Below are 14,742 nucleotides of genomic sequence, written 5' to 3'. Positions count from 1 at the left end.
ACACGCCGATCAGTCCCGGCCGAAGGTGCCCTGAGCCATCAGGCTGAGCCGGTCGGCCAGCCGCTCGCCCTCGCGGATTTCGGCATAGGCAGCGGTTATCACCGCCCGGGTTTCGGGCGTCAGGTCGTCATCCTCCAGCGCCGCCTCGAATTTCCCGGCGAGGTAATCCTCGCCTTCCTCGACCCGCTCAACCGCGGTCTTGTCGTCATCACCGAACAGGTCGGTGATCGCCAGCCAGGTCTGGTGGAGCGTGCCGGTAAGTGTGCCCTTGGTGACCAGGTCTCCACCCTGACGGACCAGTTCCTGGTTCAGCCGGTCGAGCGTGTCGCGGCGACGGGCCATCTGCTGGGTAAAGGCGTCCTTGATCTGCGGCGAACGCGCGGTCTCGCTCGCGCGGCGATAGCCTTCGAGCGAATCGTACACGGTATCGATCAGCGTTTCGAGCAGCCTGCGGTTGTTGTCATGATGCATGGGTTCTCTCCATCTGGGGGTGCTGCGTTGAACGGCAGCCTGCCCAATCAAAGAAGCGAGACCTGAATTGGTTCCTTTCTCGGAACACCGCACCATGTAGCTTGCCCTCGGTTCCCATGCTGCGCGCGCACTCTTCACAGAGAGGCAGTTGACGTGCGGCGTTCTATGCTATGGTTTGCGAGAAGGATCTGGGGGGAAGCGGGCCGGCATGGAGAATCACGAGCTCAGGCTGCGGGCGGTCGGCGAAATGCATTTGCGCCGGTGGCCGCTGCTCCCCGTACCCTGCCATGTGATCCAATGGGTACTGGTGCTCGACGACAGCGAGCGGACGGGCGAATTGGCCGCGATCGAAAGCCGCAGCGATCCCCAGCCGAACGACAACCCATCGCACCGCGAAGGCAGGCTGAGCAACAAGGTCCGTTTCGCCTGGGAGCGCCACAGCGAAGGCAGCAGCCTGACCCTGTTCGTCAAGGAATGTGATGAGGCCGGTTTCCTAGATCCAGCAACCGATGCCGAGATCGCCAGTGCCATCGAATGGGCAGAAGCCCTGCCCGGCAAGATCGTCCGCAGCACGCGCGTATGGCTGGCGGCCAATGACAGCGACGTGGAAACGCTGCTGCCGCAGCTGAACCTTAACAGCGATGAAATGGTCAGTTCGATGGTCGGCGGCACTATCCGCATCTGAACTGAAGGGTCAGTGCATTCTAATTTGGCTTCGCTAATTTGGCTTGGCTAATTTGGCTTGGGGCCTTTGCGGTGCGGCTTCTTCGGCCAGACCTTGCGGCCGCCGCCCGGGCCACCCGGCCCGCCCGGTCCGCCGCGATGCCGCTCCTGCGGGCCGCCCGCCTTGCGATGCTGCCGAGCGGTTTCGCGCGGCGTCTCCGTAGCGACCTCGATCATGATGTCACCGCCCTCTTCGGTGCCAACGGTGCGCAAGACTGCGGCAGCGAACTTGTCGGCAATCGCGCGGGGTATCTGGAAATGGGTTTCAGCCGGGCCGATCCGGATCGCGCCGATCTCGTTGCGGGTGATGTGCCCGCGGCGGCAAAGCAGCGGCAGGATCCAGCGTGCATCGGCGTTCTGCCGCCGCCCGACATCCATCCGGAACCAGACAATATCCTCAAACCCCGGGCGGTGCCGCTCCTGACGCTGCGCTTCGCGGGCTGCGGGCGTGTTGGCCACCAGTTCCTCGGCCTGCGGCAAGGCGGCGCGATGCGCCCGCACCAGGGCAGCAGCGATGTCCTCGGGGCTGCGCTCGGCCAGCAGACGGGCCGCCAGTGCGCGGTCTTCCTCATCGAAATCGACCGGCTGGAGCAGGGCATCGAGCAGCCGCTGGCGGTCGTTATGGCGAATCGCCTCGGCGCTGGGGGGATCGATCCACTGGGCTTCGACCCGGGCGCCGCGCAGCATCGATTCGACCCGCTTGCGGCGCTGGTAAGGAACGATCAGCACCGCCGTGCCCTTCTTGCCCGCGCGGCCGGTCCGGCCGGAACGGTGTTGCAGGGTCTCCGCATCGCGCGGAATTTCGACGTGGATGACCAGGCTCAGCGTGGGCAGATCGATGCCGCGCGCGGCCACGTCGGTCGCCACGCAGACCCGCGCGCGCCGGTCCCGCAGGGCCTGCAAGGCCTGGTTCCGTTCGGACTGGGAATGCTCACCCGAGAGGGCAACGACCCCAAAGCCGCGTTCCTGCAGCAAGGCGTGGAGGCGGCGCACGTTCTCGCGCGTGGCGCAGAACAGCATGGCCGTTTCGGCTTCGTGGAAGCGCAGCAGGTTGACCACCGCATGTTCGATTTCAGCCGGGCTGACGGTCACCGCCTGATAGGTGATATCGCCGTGGCCGCGGTCGTCCCCCACAGTCGAGATGCGCAGGGCATCGCGCTGATAACGCCGCGCCAGAGCGGCAATCTGCGACGGAATAGTGGCGGAAAACAGCATGGTGCGCCGCCCTTCGGGGGTGGCGTCGAGCAATTCCTCCAGATCCTCGCGAAAGCCCATGTCGAGCATTTCGTCGGCTTCATCGAGCACGATCGTGCGCAGGCCGGCAAGGTCGAGCGCGCCCCGTTCGTGGTGATCGCGCAGCCGCCCGGGCGTGCCGACGACGATGTGCGGCCCGTCGCGCAGCGCGCGGCGTTCCTTCGACGGATCCATTCCGCCGACACAGGTCGCCACCCGCACCCGCGCCGTGCCATAGAGCCACATCAGTTCGCGGCTGACCTGCAACGCCAGTTCGCGCGTCGGGGCAATCACCAGCGCGACCGGCTGGCTGACCGGTTGGGCCAGCCCGTCCGTGCCGAGCAGTTCAGGTGCCATGGCCATGCCGAAGGCAACCGTCTTGCCGGAACCGGTCTGCGCCGAGACCAGCAGATCGCGGCCGGCAGCGCCGGGTTCGAGGACGGCGGCCTGGACCGGCGTGGGTTCAAGATAGCCACGGGTGGCGAGCGTTTCGCCAAGGGCTGGCGGTAGTTGAGGGAAAGGCATTCGCGCTCCATAGCGACTTTCGTCAGGAACGCACCTGCTGGGTGCAAACATTCTTGCCCGATGATCATGGGGCAGGCTGAATCGGCGCAATCCCGCGGCGAATTGCCCCTGCCGCAGGGCAGCGCGGCAGCGGGACTGGCCTCACACGGCAGTGGCCTTCGGCTGGAATGCCCCCATCATGGCAGCTTTCATGATCGGCAATACCGGCGGCGCGAGCATCCGGTAAAGGCTTCCCGGCTGCGGTGCCAGGTTCGCCAGATTTCTTGCCACGCTGCGGCCCTGCCGGGCTCTCCTGACCTTCTCGATCCGGCCGGCCAGGCCTGCGCCATTGACGTTCTGGATCTCGAGGCCCGGGTAGGCATTGCATTCCAGCACTTGCACCCCTGCCGTTGCGTCAATAACCAGGTCCACACCGACATAGCCCAGCTCCAGAGCGGCGGAACACCGACGGGCGGCGCGGATGACATCGCTCCACATGGGAATCTGCTGGTCGATCAGGCGTTCGCCGGTCGAGGGATGATGCTCGATGGCTTCCGATCCCAGGACAGCACGGAAAATATCGCCGGTGCGCAAGTCGAGCGCCGCCCCGACCGCCCCCTGATGGAGGTTCGCCCGACCGCGTGATTTTTCCGTGGGCAGACGGGTCATCGCCATCAGCGGAGCATCGCCCAGACAGATGATCCGGATATCCGGCAAGCCGAAGGGCACCAACCGTGCAAAATCAGGGTGCGGGCGGATCAGCGGCTCGAACAGGGCCGCGTCACTGTCAGCGCCTTCAAGCGACAGCTCGCCTTCATGGATACGGCCGATATGCCGGCGCAGTGCCCCGATGGTCAGCGTTTCCCCGTTCAGCTGGCGCCAGCCGCCGTCGGTCCGTCCATCGACCAGAATGACGCCCTCCCCCCGGCGCCCGCGGTTGGGCTTGACGGCGAATGCATCGGGCAGGCTGGCGAAATCGAATGCGGTCAGCTGTGCGCCATCCTCGATCAGGGCCAGCGTCTGCGGGACCGGGACCCCCGCTTCGGCGAGCCGCTGCTTGGTCTGGAACTTCTGGTTGACCCGCTTGATCGCCTCGCGCGGATTGTAGCGCTGGATCAGGGCGTTGCGGTGGTTCATTCCGAGGATGGGCATATCACTTTCCTTTCACTGCGCGGAACCGCGCGATTTCGGACAAGCGCAGGCCTTTGTACCGGCCAAGCAGGATCATCAGGAACAGGGACATCACCGGCAGCGCCAGCGGAGCGGTTTCCGCAAGGTGGAGCACCGGCGGCGCAGCAACGATCCACTGGATCGCAAGCGCGACGACAAGCGTGGTGACAGTCATCCGCATCGCCTTGCTCGCGCCCTCTGATTCCCAGGCATTCCACCACCGCTCGACCACCAGCGCGGTAACCACCACCGGAAAGGCACTGATCAGGACCAGCTGGTTGAAATTGATCGCGAGCGTACCGAGTGCGGTGACCACGATTGCAATGAGCGCGCCAAGGAATGCGACACGCGACATCTCCAGCAGGCGCAGCACCGGGGCAGATGCCATCCCGACTAGGATTGCAGCCGTCGAGATTGTCGGGCCGAGGACGGGACCGGACTGGAGGTAAGCCAGCGCCAGCAACATCGGCGTGAACAGGCCGAAGGTCTGCCAACCAAGGATCGTGCGGACAAACACCACCACCACCGCGCCGGTCGGGAGCGCCATCAGGAGGTACAGACCCGGCAGCTCCCATTCACGCCCCGGATCGCCCAGCGCAACCGTGACCGCGCGGGTGATCGGCGAGCCCGACTGGTCAAACAGTGCCCAGACGACAGCGAGGAACGCGGCGAGAGCAAGCCCTGCAAGAAGGTGGGACATTCTGAAAAACGCACTGGCTGCAGCGCGTGCCGGCTCAGAAGTCATAGCTCATCTCCAGCGCGAGCCGGTAACCGGAGCGATCGAACTGCGGATCGGTGGAGCTGCGGATAATGTAGCGGGCTTCAGCCGACACCTGCCAGGGGCCGGGGCTGTAGAGAATGGTCAGCTCCGGGCTCAGCACCTTGTCACTGCGGAAGCCTCCGGCCGCGACCGGGCGACCGCGATAATCGAGCTTCTGGTAAGACACTTCCGGGCGGACCCGGATATCCTGCGCCAGGGGATACTGGTAGCTGGCCGATGCGAGCCAGCGCGTTACCTCCCGGCGGGGATTGTCGGACGAGATCTCGTCATAGCGACCACGAAGATAGGCGTAGTGGTTTGCCCCGAAACGGTACCGGTATTCGGCATCGACGCGTGGACCGCGGCCGCTGGAATTCTCGCCGTCGTCATAGCTGCGCTCCCGCCAGCTTCCTCCCAGCTGGATGCGATTGGACTTGTCCGGCGCATATTCGAATTCGCCGCCTGCCTCCCACTCGTCGGTCAGGCTGAATTCGGCCGACAGCATGTTGTCGGCCCGTTCGCCGAACACGGTGACAGAACTTTCGTCGCCGAGAGCAAAACGGCCGCTCAGCCGCGCGGTATTCTGCCAGCGGTCAGTGCGGTCAGCATCGCGGAATTCGAGCCGGGTGGTCGCATTGCGGAAGGTCAGGGTGACGTCGTCGTTCGCCAGTTCGAGCGAGGGCGCCAACCGGACGGCCCAGGCAGTGCCGTCGATCGTCTCATCCTCGAAGCGGGCGGCGGACTCTGCCGTGACGACCCGGCCGCTCAGGGTGAGCGACGGATCGAGCCGCCAGGATGACCTTTCGCCATCCGGCCCTTCTGCGGCAAGGGCCGCACCGGCGGTGATGAACACGGGAACGGCGATAGCGGCAAGAACCATGATCCTGCGTGTCTGCTTGTCTGTCACAATGCGTTACTCCCTGAGATCTGCCAGAGCGCGAACCGATCGCACCGAGGCCTGGTGTCGGGAGGCTAAACGGGGCAGCTCAGGCACTTATTCCCGCTGGTCTGCAAAATTCCTGCGGGCTGCCCTGCAGGCCTTTTTTTGCGATTCCCGGGGAATAACCGGCGGCCTCGTTCCGTTTGCACTGCGAACACCAAGACGCAGGAGCAGACGATGCTGGTTCAGGAAATCACCTCTATCGATACCGCCGCCCGGTCGGCCCGCCTTCAGGACCGGCTGACGGCCGCCAAGCGCGCCTTCACCACCCGCAATGTCGACCTGGCCGCAGCGACCCGGCTGGTGCGCTCGGGCTGGCGGCCGGAGCCGGGCGATCTCATCCTCGCCAGGGTTATCCGGCTCGGTCAGCATCGCCGGCTGGAGAACATTCACGGCCGCCGGGGCGACCTCTATGTCGGCGACGAAATCATTGTCGCCTTCGGCAATCGCTATGCTCCGGACCAGTTCGAAGCCTATGTCCCGCAATCCCTCGAACCCTGCCACCTCGTGGCCGGCGGCGGCGTGGCCGCGCTGGCCGTCAACCGCCATGCGGCGGTGAAGGCCCCGACCGACATCGAAGTAATCGGTGTGCTCGTCGGAGAAAACGGCCGCGCCCTGAACCTTCGGGACTTTGCCACCGTGCAGCCGGCAAGCGACCGGCCCCCGCTGGTGATCGCCGTTGTCGGCAGTTCGATGAATGCCGGCAAGACGACCACTGTGGCAGGGCTGGTCCATGGCCTGACCCGCGCAGGTTTCAGGGTCGGGGCGGCCAAGCTGACCGGGACCGGTTCGGGCGGTGACCTGTGGACCATGCGCGATGCCGGGGCAGAACTGGCAGTGGACTTCACCGATGCGGGCCATGCCTCGACCTTCGGTGTGGCGGCCACAATCTGGGCGCAATTACCTGCGCGCTGCTGGCCCGTCTGGCGCAGGAACAGGTAGACGTGGGAATTGTCGAGATTGCCGACGGCCTGCTCCAGTCCGAAACTGCCAGTCTGGTCGAGCAGGCCACGGCACAGGGATGGGTGGACGGTTTCGTGTTCGCCGCGGCGGACGCAATGGGCGCTGCCTTCGGCTGTCGCTGGCTTCAGGATCGCGGGATCGTGCCGCTCGCGGTGTCCGGACTGGTCTCCGCCTCACCCCTTGCAGCGCGCGAAACGCGCAGTGCGACCGGACTTGCGGTTGCAACGCTGGCCGAGCTGCGCGATCCGGTCGCCGTATCGCGCATCGCCTTCAGCAGGCCGCTCGACGTCCAGGCGGCCTGACCATGTCGCCGGCTCTTCTGCATGGCAACCGGCGAGCCTTGGCCGCCGCACTGGCGGTGCTGGCCCTGACCGAAGCCGCGCTGATGGTCCTGTTTGCCCAGTCCCTGGACAGGATCGTGAGCAGCGGAGACTGGTTATCCGGGCCAGCGATGCCGGTGGCGATCGGCATTGCGCTGCTGGCTGGCCTCGCGCTCGTAGCCCAGCGCTGGGTAGGGGAGCTGTTCGCGCAATCATTCGTCACCGATTGCCGTGCGGCGCTGTTTCAGGCGGTTACCCGCCATGCGGGTGAAGGGGGGGACGCACGCTGGCTGACCGGGCTGGTCAATGACATGGCCGCGCTGCGCAACTATGCGCTGCGCGGTTCGGTCAGGTTCTGGACCAGCGCCCTGTCAGGCACGGCTGCCTCATTGTGGATTCTCGCATCGCTCCCGCAGGCACGCCCGGCCTTGCTGGCACTGGCGTCGGGTCTGGCCGGGATTGCCCTGATGGCGCGCGCCTTGTCGCGGACAATCCGCCACCAGCGGCGTGAGCGCGGAAAGCTCAACGGTTTCCTGGTGCGCCGGGTGCGCGCCGAGCTCGCCGGGGCCGTCTCGGCGAAAGGGCATGGCTTTCGCAAGCTGGCTGCGCTTTCGGGCCAGCTCGGCTCGCGATCCGTACAACGCGCAACAATCGCAGGCGCCATGGAGACGGCCGCCACCGTTGCCGGGCTGGCCGCAGCACTGATCGTGGTGTGGCAGTCAATTGGCCTCGCTGATGGCGCCGCCATTGCCGGCCCGCTGACCCTGATCGCCTTTGTCGCTGCGCGGCTGCTCGAATGGACGCGCGCGCTTCACGCGCGGCTCGGTGGGGCAATCGCGCTGGAGCGGCTCGCCCGCCTGCTGTCCATCCCGCCGCAGCGTGGTGCTGCGGCCAACCGCAATTCCCGACGGAGCTTGTCCGATGTCTAGAGCCGCCCCGATCCCCAGCTTCCGGCCTTCGACCGCCGAGGGTGTCCCCGACTGCTTCCTCGCCAATGTCCGCGCCGGCCAGCCCGTGCTGGTGGCATTGCACGGCATCAGCCGCAACGCAGCCGAGATCGCGAGCCGGTTCGCCGCACATCCTGCGTTTGAGGGGGTTACGATCGTTGCCCCCCTGTTCACGCGGGAAAGGTTCGGCAAATATCAGCAGCTGCTCACCCGCAAAGCCGACGAAACGCCATCCGATGTCGGGTTGGTCGGCCTGCTTGCCTCCCTGAAGCCCGAACTGGGCGGTGGCGTTGAGCGGATCCTGCTGTTCGGTTTTTCGGGCGGGGCGCAGATGGCGCACCGGTTTGCCATGTTCCATCCGGACAAGGTCGCCCGCCTCTGCGTGGTCTCGGCGGGATGGTATTGCATGCCCGTTCCTGATCTGCCCTACCCCTATGGCATAGGAAACGATAGCGGGCAGCCGCAGGTCCAGGCACGGTTTGTCGACATACCTACCGCCGTCATGGTCGGGAATCGCGACACCAGGGTCGATGCCTCGGTGCGGCAGGATGCCCTGATCCTCCAGCATCAGGGGCGCAACCGCCTGCGGCGGGCCCGGGCCTGGGTGAGTTCGGTCGAGAAATTCGGCAAAATGCACGGCCGCCCCGCCAGAATCAGGCTGCTGACCTTACCCGCGATGTCACACGATTTCAGCGATTGCGCGCGAAACGGCAATCTTATCGATCTGGTCGCCGAGGCGATTTTCTAGATTATCCATCTCTTACTTTATGATAATCAACCGCTTGGACGGAGGGAATTGGAATGCGTTCGAATATCGGATTCGGCTTGCTGCGCAGTGCGGCGGCCACACTGGCGCTGGGCTGCTCGTCGGCGGCCCTGGCCGAGCTTCCGCGGCTGGAATATCAGTCAGGCGGGTTTGACATCCGCCTGACCGGCGGTGTGGCCGGCCAGGTCGGCGCTTTCGACGAGGACCGGATATCGGACAAATCGTCCGACGCGGAACTGGACCTGTTTGCCCGTCTGAACGCGCAGTGGACCTCGCCGGACGGAATTGTCATCGGGGTCAATCTGGAGCAGACCAACCGCAGCCGCGAAAGCGAGGTGCTCCAGGCCGGCGAATTGTACGGCTTTGTGGCAAGCGATTACGGGCGACTGGAAGTGGGCCAGCAGGACGGGCCCGCCGATACCCTTGCCTTTGCCGCACCGCTGGTGGCGCTTGGCCAGGTCCGGGGCGAGTTTTCCCGCTATGCCGGGACACAGGCCTTGCTGCGCGCACTCGATACCCGCGATGCTTTCAAGGTCATTTACCTGTCCCCCCCGATCGGCGGTCTGCGTGGCGGCATCTCGTGGTCGCCGAAAGTGCGTCAGGGGTCCGACGCGGTCGACCCGCGCGACCGGTGACGTGACCCCCAGCTTTCCCCCAGCTGGGATTAGAGCCGGGCGGTTGTTTCGCGCATAAGCGCGGTTGAAGCAATGGGCTGCGTAGCGGAGCCCGTAGGGCGTAGCGAAGCAGGCCATTGCTTATCCAGTTCGGCGGCGAACGCCGCCGGTGTTGCGTAGCCAAGCGATGAGTGCGGTCGCTCCCGGTTGTAATCATCCACCCAGGCGGCGATCTCGACACGGGCATGGGCCATGCTCAAGAACAGCGTCTCGTTGAGCAGTTCGTCCCGCATGCGACCGTTGAAGCTCTCGACATAGCCATTCTGCATCGGCCTTCCGGGCGCGATATAATGCCACTCGACGCCGATCTCGCCGCACCATGCCAGCACGGCGTTGCTGGTGAGCTCGGTTCCGTTGTCGCTGACGATCATCCCCGGCTTGCCTCGCTGTGCGATCAGCTCGGTCAGTTCACGCACGACACGGCGACCGGAGATCGAGGTGTCCGGCACCGCTGCCAGACACTCCCTGGTCACGTCATCGACCACGTTGAGCACCCGGAACCGCCTGCCTGAGGCCATCTGGTCGTGCACGAAGTCCAAGCTCCAGCGCTGGTTCGGCAACGCCAGAACAGGAGCAGGCGCCCTTGTGCCTACAGCACGCTTGCGGCTGCGTCGTCGCCTGACCGCGAGGCCTTCCTCCTTGTAGAGCCGCTGGGTTTTCTTCCGATTGATCATGATCCCCTCCCGGCGCAGCAGGATGTGCAGACGGCGATAGCCGAACCGGCGACGCTGGTTGGCCAGCTCGCGCAGCTTCTCACGCAGATCGACGTCATCGTCCCGGGTGGAACGGTAGCGCACGCTCTTGCGATCAGCATCGATGACACGGCACGCCCGCCGTTCGCTCATCCCGTGGCAGGCCTGGAGATGAGCAACAGCTTCCCGCTGCGCGGCGGGCGTCAGAACTTTTTTGCCAGAAGATCCTTCAGCGCAGCCTTGTCCAGCATCGCATCGGCCAGCAACCGCTTGAGCTTCGCGTTCTCGCTCTCCAGCTCCTTCAGCCGCCGGGCATCGGACACCTCCAGCCCGCCATACTTCGACTTCCAGTTGTAGATCGTCGCTTCCGACACTCCGTGCCGCCGAGCCAGGTCGGCGGTCTTCGCGCCCGCCTCAGCTTCCTTCAGCACGCCAATGATCTGCTCTTCTGAAAACCTCGTTCTCTTCATCTCGTCCGTCCTTCTGTCAGGGCCGGACTCTAATCCAACTTGGAGGAAAATCAGGGGGTCACGTCAGCAGGAGCCGAAGAACGGCCCACGCGTCCACATGGACAGCCTTATGGATTTCGCCTGCGGCTCCGGCTCGCTGCTGCTCAACGTGCGCCACCGCATGGGCACGCACGGCATCGGCAAGATTTTCGGGCAGGAAAAGAACATCACCACCTACAACCTGGCACGCATGAACATGCTACTGCACGGGATGAAGGATACCGAGTTCGAGATCTTCCACGGCGACACGCTGACCAATGACTGGGACATTTTGCGCGAAACGAACCCGGCCAAGATGCCGCGTTTCGATGCCGTGGTCGCCAATCCACCGTTCAGCTATCGCTGGGAACCCTCGGAAGCGCTTGGCGAGGATGTGCGTTTCAAGAACCACGGCCTTGCGCCAAAGTCCGCCGCTGATTTCGCGTTCCTGCTGCACGGATTTCACTACCTCAAGGACGATGGGGTGATGGCCATCATCCTGCCGCACGGTGTGCTGTTCCGGGGCGGTAAGGAAGCTGAAATCCGCAGGAAGCTGCTCAAGGACGGCCATATCGACACCGTTATCGGCCTGCCCGCCAACCTGTTCTATTCCACCGGCATCCCGGTGTGCATCTTGGTCCTGAAGAAGTGCAAAAAGCCTGACGACGTGCTGTTCATCAATGCCGCGGAGCATTTCGAAAAGGGCAAACGGCAGAACAACCTGACCGAAGATCATATTCGGAAAATCGTCTCGACCTATCAATTCCGCACAGAGGAAACGCGCTATTCTCGCTGCGTGCCCATGGAAGAGATCGAAGGCAACGACTTCAACCTCAACATCTCGCGCTACATCAGCACGGCCACGGCGGACGACGAAATCGACCTTGATGCAGTGCATGAGAGGCTGACAGCGGCGGAAGACAAGATCGCCTTAGCGACCAGCGATCATAACGTGTTCCTTAAAGAACTGGGTAGGCCGCTCTTGCCGTGAAGGAATGCAGTTTGAAGATTTCAGTTCTTGACGCGGCTTCGCTCAGAAAGACGCTGCTCCGTTTGATTCCGAAACATGAGCAAATCTACATGGCTGTTGCATGGGCGAATGCGGGGCCGGTGGCGGACAAGCTCATTGAGAACAAACACAAATTCAAATCGGTCACCGTGGGCCTCGATTTTTGCGCCACTGACCCAGATTTCGTCGATGCCCTGCGCAAGGTGCCCAATACCTATGTTTTCAAGAAAAGCGGGACGTGTTTCCATCCAAAAATCTATCTGTTCCGGACAGGCCGAAATGTCGATGCCATCGTCGGCAGTGCTAACTTCACGAGGGGTGGGCTGGGTACGAATGTCGAAGCTTGCTTGCATCTGACCTGCGATGACGGCGAGGCGGCAATTGCGGAGCTGCTCGCGACGTTGGATTCATACGCGCCCCATCGTCAGCCGGTTACCAAGCAACTGGCTGAAGCCTATCGACGGCAGGCCGACATTGCAGCCAACCGCCCCCGCGCGCCTTCTCCGGTTCTGCCGAGCGAAACGGCGGAATTTCAGCGGATCGATTCTGACCTCCTGAAAATGAGCTGGCCTGCGTTCATTCATGAGGCGCGGAAGGACCCCAACCATCATTTTGAAACGCGCATGAAGTTCCTGCGTTACCTGCAAACTCTCTTCGCCAGAGAGCAATCTTTCGAATCTTTGACCGTGTCGGAATGGAAAGCGGTCGCGGGGATCGTGCACCCGGATGCGGTCGCGAATTCCGGGCTGGAAAAGTATCAAATCGGCTGGTTTGGTTCGATGCAGGGCTCCGGTTCCTTCACGAAGCTCATTGCAAACAAGGATAGCAGGATTGCCAAAGCGATTGACTGCATCCCGCGCCGAGGCCCCGTCACGGAAGAAGACTTCGACCGGTTTTGCGTGTTGTTTGAATCAGCTTTCGCAGACTCCGCAAGGACCGGGCGCTACCCAACCGCGACAAGATTGTTGGCGATGAAACGGCCAGATGTGTTCGTGTGCGTCAACAATGGGAACAAGGCCAGCTTGGCTGAAGCGCTACATTTTGCCCCGTCCACGTTGAGCCTGGACAACTACTGGGAGCGTGTGATTGAGCCGATCAGGCTTGCCAAATGGTACAATGCGCCGCGTCCTGAAGGTGCTGATGCAGAAGCATGGGATTGTCGTGCAGCGCTAGTCGATGCCATCCACTATGAGGCCGTGTAACTGATCGTTGGGCGTGCGCGAGCAGGAGTTATGGTTTGACTCCACCTCAGTCTGCTAAGTCAGACTTAGTATAATGACGATTTTATAAAATCGACATTGGTTTGAAAATATGCCAAAACGCTAAGCATGGCTACGCGTTCTGACAACAAGCTAAACCGCCTCCAGCAGGAACTCCCCGAGGGCCTGCTGGCCGATGCTGGGTGGCTGGAAGCCCACGGCTATTCATCGGCGCTCCGCAGCCAGTATGTTCGTGCCGGATGGCTCGATAACCCGGCGCGGCGCGTTTATCGCCGTTCGCGAACGGCGCTGACATGGCAACAGGCCGTCATATCTCTCCAAACCTTGCTGAATTTACCGCTAGCCGTTGGCGGACGCACGGCGCTCGAACAACTGGGCTATGCGCACTACCTTTCGGCGCAGGTGCAGGAAATCCACCTCTACGGGCCGAAGCGACCCCCGACCTGGCTAACTGATCTTCCGCTCGACGTTAAATTCCAGTGGCATAACAGCATACGGCTGTTTCCGGGCGATGCTGATGCACCACCAGAGCCGAGTCCCGTCATGTTAAGCGCCGCAGGGATGCACTTGCCGATCCGATATTCGAGCAAGGAACGGGCCGTGCTGGAATTGCTCGACGAGTTGCCCGAGCGCGAAAGCTTCCACCAGGTTGACGCTCTGATGGAGGGGCTGAGCGACCTCAGTCCGCGCCGCCTGCAAACCCTGTTGGAAGCGTGCGCGAGCGTGAAGGTGAAGCGGCTTTTCCTGTTCTTTGCCGACCGCCACCGCCATGCTTGGCGATCCCGGCTCGACGTGCCCCGCGTTGATCTCGGATCGGGCAAGCGCGTCCTTGTCAAAGGCGGCAGGCTAGACCCCACTTACCATATAACCGTGCCGTCCGACCTGGGAGGCCAGTGAATTCATGGCCTTTCTCGAAACCTACCGGCAGCAGGTCGCACTTCTCATTCGCACCATTCCATTCGTGGCGAAAGAAGAGGCTTTCGCGCTCAAGGGCGGCACGGCAATCAACCTGTTCGTGCGCGACATGCCGCGCCTGTCGGTGGACATCGACCTGACATATCTGCCTGTCGAGGACCGCACCGCATCACTTGCCGCAATTGACGCGGCAATGCTGCGGATCGCCGAACGGATCGAGGCTGGAATCCCCGGCGCGAAGGTCAATCCGTCCCGCTCGGCGGATGAGAAAATCGTCACGAAGCTAATCGTTCGCGCCGGAGGCGTTCAGATCAAGATCGAGATTACGCCGGTGCTGCGCGGCACGGTTTACGATCCCGTGGTGACAACCGTGGTGCCGACCGTGGAGGACGAGTTCGGCTTTGCTGAAATGCAGGTTGTGTCCTTCGCCGACCTCTATGCAGGCAAGATTGTGGCAGCGCTCGACCGCCAGCATCCGCGCGATCTTTTCGACGTGCGCGACCTGTTGGCGCACGAAGGCATAAGCGACGAACTTCGGCGCGCATTCCTTGTCTATCTCATCAGCCACAATCGCCCGATGGCCGAAGTGCTGGCACCGACCCGAAAGCCAATGGCAGAGGAATTCGCGCGCGGCTTCGTCGGCATGACACAAGAACCGGTCGCCCTTGCCGATCTTGAAGCTGCGCGTGAGGCAATCATTGCCGCGATGGTGACCGACATGCCGGAAGCGCATCGGCGTTTTCTTATCGGCTTCAAGCGCGGGGAACCGGACTGGGAACTTCTCGGGATACCGGAAGCTCGGCAGTTGCCCGCCGTCATGTGGAAGCAACGCAACCTAGACAGACTACCTGCCGGAAAGCGGCGTGAGTTGACCGATCTCTTGGAAAAATTGTTGTTTCGATGAGCAAATATTTGTTGTGCGTCTGACCATATGTCCAAACGCGTGA

At 63.1% G+C, this 14,742-nt stretch carries 16 protein-coding genes; 10 read left to right on the top strand and 6 right to left on the bottom strand.

The features are described 5' to 3' along the window. Positions 1 to 9: 9 nt before the first annotated feature. Positions 10 to 471 carry a ferritin-like domain-containing protein gene (locus U4960_RS04235; protein ID WP_324262336.1) on the bottom strand — a complete coding sequence of 154 codons (462 nt, stop codon included), beginning with the start codon at positions 469 to 471 and terminating at the stop codon, positions 10 to 12. A gap of 208 nt (positions 472 to 679) precedes the next feature. Here U4960_RS04235 and U4960_RS04230 point away from each other — a divergent pair, with 208 nt between their 5' ends. Further along, complete coding sequence (locus U4960_RS04230) at positions 680 to 1,156, top strand: DUF3422 family protein (protein ID WP_324262335.1); 477 nt, start codon at positions 680 to 682, stop codon at positions 1,154 to 1,156. Between the two features lie 47 nt (positions 1,157 to 1,203). Here the strand turns inward: U4960_RS04230 and U4960_RS04225 are convergent, their stop codons facing one another. The 4 genes from U4960_RS04225 to U4960_RS04210 all read right to left on the bottom strand — a co-directional run bounded on the left by U4960_RS04225 (position 1,204) and on the right by U4960_RS04210 (position 5,768). Next, the gene (locus U4960_RS04225; RefSeq protein ID WP_324262334.1) at positions 1,204 to 2,952 is read right to left on the bottom strand and encodes a DEAD/DEAH box helicase; all 1,749 of its coding nucleotides are present in this window, start codon (positions 2,950 to 2,952) and stop codon (positions 1,204 to 1,206) included. 141 nt (positions 2,953 to 3,093) lie between these two features. Further along, positions 3,094 to 4,083: a sugar-transfer associated ATP-grasp domain-containing protein gene (locus U4960_RS04220; RefSeq protein WP_324262333.1), complete on the bottom strand. Its 990-nt coding sequence runs from the start codon at positions 4,081 to 4,083 to the stop codon at positions 3,094 to 3,096. Position 4,084: 1 nt separating this feature from the next. Beyond that, complete coding sequence (locus U4960_RS04215) at positions 4,085 to 4,801, bottom strand: 7TM domain-containing protein (RefSeq protein WP_324262332.1); 717 nt, start codon at positions 4,799 to 4,801, stop codon at positions 4,085 to 4,087. A gap of 34 nt (positions 4,802 to 4,835) precedes the next feature. After that, positions 4,836 to 5,768 (bottom strand): hypothetical protein, encoded by a 933-nt coding sequence (locus U4960_RS04210; RefSeq protein WP_324262331.1) that lies wholly within the window; start codon positions 5,766 to 5,768, stop codon positions 4,836 to 4,838. A 210-nt stretch (positions 5,769 to 5,978) separates the two neighbouring features. Between U4960_RS04210 and U4960_RS04205 the strand changes: the two genes are divergently transcribed. Genes U4960_RS04205 through U4960_RS04185 form a run of 5 tightly spaced genes read left to right on the top strand, consistent with a single transcriptional unit; the run spans position 5,979 to position 9,432 of the window. Continuing rightward, positions 5,979 to 6,743: a hypothetical protein gene (locus U4960_RS04205; RefSeq protein ID WP_324262330.1), complete on the top strand. Its 765-nt coding sequence runs from the start codon at positions 5,979 to 5,981 to the stop codon at positions 6,741 to 6,743. Between the two features lie 2 nt (positions 6,744 to 6,745). Then, positions 6,746 to 7,066: a hypothetical protein gene (locus tag U4960_RS04200; protein ID WP_324262329.1), complete on the top strand. Its 321-nt coding sequence runs from the start codon at positions 6,746 to 6,748 to the stop codon at positions 7,064 to 7,066. A 2-nt stretch (positions 7,067 to 7,068) separates the two neighbouring features. Further along, positions 7,069 to 8,013, top strand: a complete 945-nt coding sequence (locus U4960_RS04195) for a hypothetical protein (protein ID WP_324262328.1) — start codon at positions 7,069 to 7,071, stop codon at positions 8,011 to 8,013. Beyond that, positions 8,006 to 8,779, top strand: a complete 774-nt coding sequence (locus U4960_RS04190; protein WP_324262327.1) for an alpha/beta hydrolase — start codon at positions 8,006 to 8,008, stop codon at positions 8,777 to 8,779. The genes U4960_RS04195 and U4960_RS04190 overlap by 8 nt, the downstream gene beginning before the upstream one ends. A 53-nt stretch (positions 8,780 to 8,832) precedes the next feature. Further along, positions 8,833 to 9,432: a porin gene (locus tag U4960_RS04185; RefSeq protein ID WP_324262326.1), complete on the top strand. Its 600-nt coding sequence runs from the start codon at positions 8,833 to 8,835 to the stop codon at positions 9,430 to 9,432. Between the two features lie 29 nt (positions 9,433 to 9,461). Here U4960_RS04185 and U4960_RS04180 read toward each other — a convergent pair. Further along, positions 9,462 to 10,633, bottom strand: a protein-coding gene (locus tag U4960_RS04180; RefSeq protein ID WP_324262325.1) for an IS3 family transposase whose coding sequence is annotated in 2 segments (ribosomal slippage) — positions 9,462 to 10,381 and positions 10,381 to 10,633 — 1,173 coding nt in all. Because the reading frame shifts where the segments join, the coding sequence is not laid out codon by codon here. A 97-nt stretch (positions 10,634 to 10,730) separates the two neighbouring features. On the opposite strand from U4960_RS04180, the gene U4960_RS04175 reads away from it, so the two are divergent. The 4 genes from U4960_RS04175 to U4960_RS04160 all read left to right on the top strand — a co-directional run bounded on the left by U4960_RS04175 (position 10,731) and on the right by U4960_RS04160 (position 14,699). Continuing rightward, positions 10,731 to 11,642 carry a type I restriction-modification system subunit M gene (locus U4960_RS04175; protein ID WP_324263173.1) on the top strand — a complete coding sequence of 304 codons (912 nt, stop codon included), beginning with the start codon at positions 10,731 to 10,733 and terminating at the stop codon, positions 11,640 to 11,642. 11 nt (positions 11,643 to 11,653) lie between these two features. Beyond that, the gene (locus U4960_RS04170; protein ID WP_324262324.1) at positions 11,654 to 12,862 is read left to right on the top strand and encodes a phospholipase D family protein; all 1,209 of its coding nucleotides are present in this window, start codon (positions 11,654 to 11,656) and stop codon (positions 12,860 to 12,862) included. A 126-nt stretch (positions 12,863 to 12,988) separates the two neighbouring features. Beyond that, positions 12,989 to 13,777, top strand: a complete 789-nt coding sequence (locus U4960_RS04165; protein WP_324262323.1) for a type IV toxin-antitoxin system AbiEi family antitoxin domain-containing protein — start codon at positions 12,989 to 12,991, stop codon at positions 13,775 to 13,777. A gap of 4 nt (positions 13,778 to 13,781) precedes the next feature. Continuing rightward, positions 13,782 to 14,699, top strand: a complete 918-nt coding sequence (locus U4960_RS04160; RefSeq protein ID WP_324262322.1) for a nucleotidyl transferase AbiEii/AbiGii toxin family protein — start codon at positions 13,782 to 13,784, stop codon at positions 14,697 to 14,699. Positions 14,700 to 14,742: the final 43 nt, after the last annotated feature.

The organism is Altererythrobacter sp. H2 (assembly GCF_035319885.1).
Taxonomy (GTDB): Bacteria; Pseudomonadota; Alphaproteobacteria; order Sphingomonadales; family Sphingomonadaceae; genus 34-65-8.
This window is presented reverse-complemented; position numbering and strand designations above follow the sequence as displayed.

Coding starts and splice junctions, on each gene's coding strand:
- U4960_RS04235 (WP_324262336.1), bottom strand. CDS start 471: ATGCATCATGACAACAACCGCAGGCTGCTCGAAACGCTGATCGATACC.
- U4960_RS04230 (WP_324262335.1), top strand. CDS start 680: ATGGAGAATCACGAGCTCAGGCTGCGGGCGGTCGGCGAAATGCATTTG.
- U4960_RS04225 (WP_324262334.1), bottom strand. CDS start 2,952: ATGCCTTTCCCTCAACTACCGCCAGCCCTTGGCGAAACGCTCGCCACC.
- U4960_RS04220 (WP_324262333.1), bottom strand. CDS start 4,083: ATGCCCATCCTCGGAATGAACCACCGCAACGCCCTGATCCAGCGCTAC.
- U4960_RS04215 (WP_324262332.1), bottom strand. CDS start 4,801: ATGTCCCACCTTCTTGCAGGGCTTGCTCTCGCCGCGTTCCTCGCTGTC.
- U4960_RS04205 (WP_324262330.1), top strand. CDS start 5,979: ATGCTGGTTCAGGAAATCACCTCTATCGATACCGCCGCCCGGTCGGCC.
- U4960_RS04195 (WP_324262328.1), top strand. CDS start 7,069: ATGTCGCCGGCTCTTCTGCATGGCAACCGGCGAGCCTTGGCCGCCGCA.
- U4960_RS04190 (WP_324262327.1), top strand. CDS start 8,006: ATGTCTAGAGCCGCCCCGATCCCCAGCTTCCGGCCTTCGACCGCCGAG.
- U4960_RS04185 (WP_324262326.1), top strand. CDS start 8,833: ATGCGTTCGAATATCGGATTCGGCTTGCTGCGCAGTGCGGCGGCCACA.
- U4960_RS04175 (WP_324263173.1), top strand. CDS start 10,731: ATGGACAGCCTTATGGATTTCGCCTGCGGCTCCGGCTCGCTGCTGCTC.
- U4960_RS04165 (WP_324262323.1), top strand. CDS start 12,989: ATGGCTACGCGTTCTGACAACAAGCTAAACCGCCTCCAGCAGGAACTC.
- U4960_RS04160 (WP_324262322.1), top strand. CDS start 13,782: ATGGCCTTTCTCGAAACCTACCGGCAGCAGGTCGCACTTCTCATTCGC.